The organism is Oceanibaculum sp. (genome assembly GCF_022449305.1).
Classification (GTDB): Bacteria; Pseudomonadota; Alphaproteobacteria; order Oceanibaculales; family Oceanibaculaceae; genus Oceanibaculum; species Oceanibaculum indicum.
In genome coordinates this window covers 1-2,947 of record NZ_JAKUSO010000015.1, presented here as the reverse complement: position 1 = coordinate 2,947, position 2,947 = coordinate 1, and the positions used below count along the sequence as shown (strand labels likewise).

General features: G+C 64.8%; 4 protein-coding genes and 1 pseudogene. 2 read left to right on the top strand and 3 right to left on the bottom strand.

Annotated features, from left to right (window positions below; translation table 11 throughout):
* From MK313_RS06820 to MK313_RS06810, 3 genes are all read right to left on the bottom strand, one after another.
* Positions 1-400, bottom strand: a 400-nt coding sequence (locus tag MK313_RS06820) for a creatininase family protein (RefSeq protein WP_287780586.1), incomplete at its 3' end; no start/stop codon positions are given.
* A gap of 265 nt (positions 401-665) precedes the next feature.
* Positions 666-1,169, bottom strand: coding sequence for a YbjN domain-containing protein (locus tag MK313_RS06815; protein WP_008944955.1), 504 nt, complete (start codon positions 1,167-1,169; stop codon positions 666-668).
* Between the two features lie 187 nt (positions 1,170-1,356).
* The gene (locus MK313_RS06810) at positions 1,357-1,689 is read right to left on the bottom strand and encodes an accessory factor UbiK family protein (protein WP_121219944.1); all 333 of its coding nucleotides are present in this window, start codon (positions 1,687-1,689) and stop codon (positions 1,357-1,359) included.
* Between the two features lie 136 nt (positions 1,690-1,825).
* Between MK313_RS06810 and rfaD the strand changes: the two genes are divergently transcribed.
* On the top strand, positions 1,826-2,809 hold the full coding sequence (rfaD, locus tag MK313_RS06805) for an ADP-glyceromanno-heptose 6-epimerase (RefSeq protein WP_287780585.1): 984 nt from the start codon (positions 1,826-1,828) through the stop codon (positions 2,807-2,809).
* A gap of 22 nt (positions 2,810-2,831) precedes the next feature.
* Positions 2,832-2,947, top strand: a pseudogene (locus tag MK313_RS06800) (prolipoprotein diacylglyceryl transferase); the annotation flags it as partial.

Genomic DNA, 2,947 nt, shown 5'->3' with positions numbered 1-2,947 from the left:
GCTCCTCGAGGAAGCTCCACTCGGCATAGATTTCGGCAAAGGTCGCCTCAATGGTTGAGACATTGCCGCCGTGGCCGTTCAGGAAATAGAACCGCTCGAAGCCGTTGCGCGCCAGCGAGGCGACATAGTCCTTGATGACCGCGATCAGCGTCGTCGGGCGCAGCGTCACCGAGCCGGAAAAGCCCAGATGATGCTGCGCATTGCCGATGGAGATGGTCGGGCCGACAAGCGCGCCGGTACGCTCGCCTACTTCCCGGGCGATCACCTCGGGGCAGATCGCATCCGTGCCGATCAGCCCGTTCGGGCCGTGCTGCGCGGGCGAGCCAATGGGGATGATGATGCCCTTGGAGGTGGAAAGGTAGCTGTCCACCTCTTCCCAGGTGCTCAGATGCAGCTGCATGCCGGTCGGTCCTTCCATGCGGTCTGGAGTTATCGGAGGGCCGATACTCTGGCATGGGGATCAAGGGCTGTCAGCCGGCGACGGCGCAGGGCAGCCTTTCGGGGAAGGGGGGAGTTATATTCAGGTTGTCATGCCCGGACTTGATCCCAATGGGGTTCGGAGCATCCAGGGGCGGTGCTCTGCCTGAGACGTTTCAGCCTGTGGCCCCTGGACCCCCGGGTCAAGCCCGGGGGTGACAAGGAAGAGAAGAAAGCCAGAAAAACCTTCAGGCCTCGCCGACCGTGTCCAGCATGGCGGCGTCGATCGCCTCGACGGCGGTCTTGCCGCCCCACAGCACGAACTGGAAGGCCGGGTAGAAGCGCTCGCACTCGGTGACGGCGACATCCACCAGATCCTCGATCTGCTCGACCGTGGCGCCACGCGCGCCGCGCAGCGGGACGGTGTGGCGGAACATCGGCATCCCGTCCTCCGAGCAGAGGTCGAAATGGCCGAGCCACAGCCGTTCGTTGGCCAGTGCAAGCAGGCTGCAGATTTCCGCGCGCTTGCCGACACCGACCTTGGCGTCGAACACGCAGGAGAAATGCAGGGCGCTCATCTCGCCGCGCCAGACGAAGAACAGGTGGAAATCGCACCAGCGGCCGGAAATCTCGACCGCCAGCTCATCCTCGCGCGACCGGTCAAAGGCCCATTCATTGGCCTCCACCAGCTCTTCGATCAAGTCGAGGGGATTGACGATTGCAGCTTCGTCAGAGGTCTCTATCTCGAGCATTGGACCTGCACCTCCTTGGCAGGAAGGGTTGCTGTGCAGGGTTGGTGTGGTTCCAAACGCGCCCAACATCTAGTGGGGCTCTGGCCTTATCACCACCACGACCTGTAGCCTGCCAAATGCCCAACGGCGACGCAACACAAGATTTCGTGTCGTCTGCTAAATTATCGTGACGATATGGTATGGGGTGTCAGCTGGCGGGCGTCGGCCGCTTCGGCTGGCGGCGCGGGGCGGGCTTTTTCGCCGCGGGCTTGGCCGCCGGCTTTGCCTTTATTGCCTGGACAAGCTGGGCTTCAAGCGCCGCGATGCGCTGGGACAGCGCCTCATTTTCCGCGCGCGCCTTCTCCGCCATCAGCCGGACCACCTCGAACTCGTCGCGGGTGACGAGGTCCATCTCGTGCAGCACGCGCTCCATCTGCTGGCGGAACAGGGCTTCCATCTCGCCGCGGATGCCGGCGGCCGCGCCCAGCGCGCCGCTGGCAAGCTTGGCCATATCCTCGAACAGGCGGTTCTGCGCGGTCATCCTGGTCACTCCTGACGCGGTGCCGGGCGGCTCGCTTGCCGCCCCTTCACTTGCCAACTATAACTCGCCGGGCGAAAGATCAATACCCGGAGAACAATCTCTCGCCCGCGACAAAAGGTTCCGGAAAGGCTTGTCCATGATCGTTGTCACCGGCGGCGCCGGCTTCATCGGCTCCAACCTCGTCGCCGCGCTTGAAGCGGCGGGGCAGCGCGACCTGGTGGTCTGCGACAGGCTGGGCCAGGACGATAAGTGGCGCAACATCGCCAAGCGCGACCTGGCGGACCTGATCGCGCCGGAGGCCCTGTTCGAGTTTCTGGAAGCCCGCAAGGGCACCATCGAGACCATCTTTCACATGGGCGCCATCTCGGCGACCACGGCGACCGACGCCGACATGATCGTCAGCGCCAATATCGACCTGCCGCAGCGCCTGTGGCACTGGTGCGCGGCGAACGGTGCACGGCTGATCTATGCCTCCTCGGCGGCCACCTATGGCGATGGCGCGCAGGGCTTTTCCGACAGCATGAACGCCGCCGATCTTGCGGCGCTGCGCCCGCTGAATGCCTATGGCTGGAGCAAGCTGGCCTTCGACAGGCGGGTCGCCCGCTTCGTCGGCCAGGCAGCCAAGCCGCCGCAATGGGCGGGGCTGCGCTTCTTCAACGTCTATGGCCCGAACGAGTATCACAAGGGCGGGCAGATGAGCGTGGTCCCGCAGATCTATAACCGCGTCGCGGCGGGCCAGCCGGCCCGGCTGTTCCGCTCGCACCGGCCGGACTATCCGGATGGCGGCCAGCTGCGCGACTTCATCGCGGTCGAGGATTGCGTCGATGTGATGCTGTGGCTGCACGCCAACCCGACGGTCAGCGGCCTGTATAATTGCGGCACCGGGGCGTCGCGCAGCTTCCATGACCTCGCCAGCGCGGTGTTCCGGGCGCTGGGGCAGGAACCGGATATCGAATTCATCGACACGCCCGAGGCGATCCGCGGCAAGTATCAGTATTTCACGCAGGCCGACATGGCGAAGCTGCGAAGGGCCGGTTATGGCCGGCAGTTCACGTCGCTGGAGGCGGGGGTGTCGCGCTATGTGCTGGATTATCTCGCCGCCGACGACCCGTACCGCTAATCCCTGCCGCTAGGAGAACAGCGTGTTCACCTTTCCCGCCATCGATCCGGTCGCGCTGGAGCTTGGCCCCCTCGTCATCCGCTGGTACGCGCTGGCCTATATCGTCGGGCTGATCGGCGGCTGGCGCTCTGCGCGGCT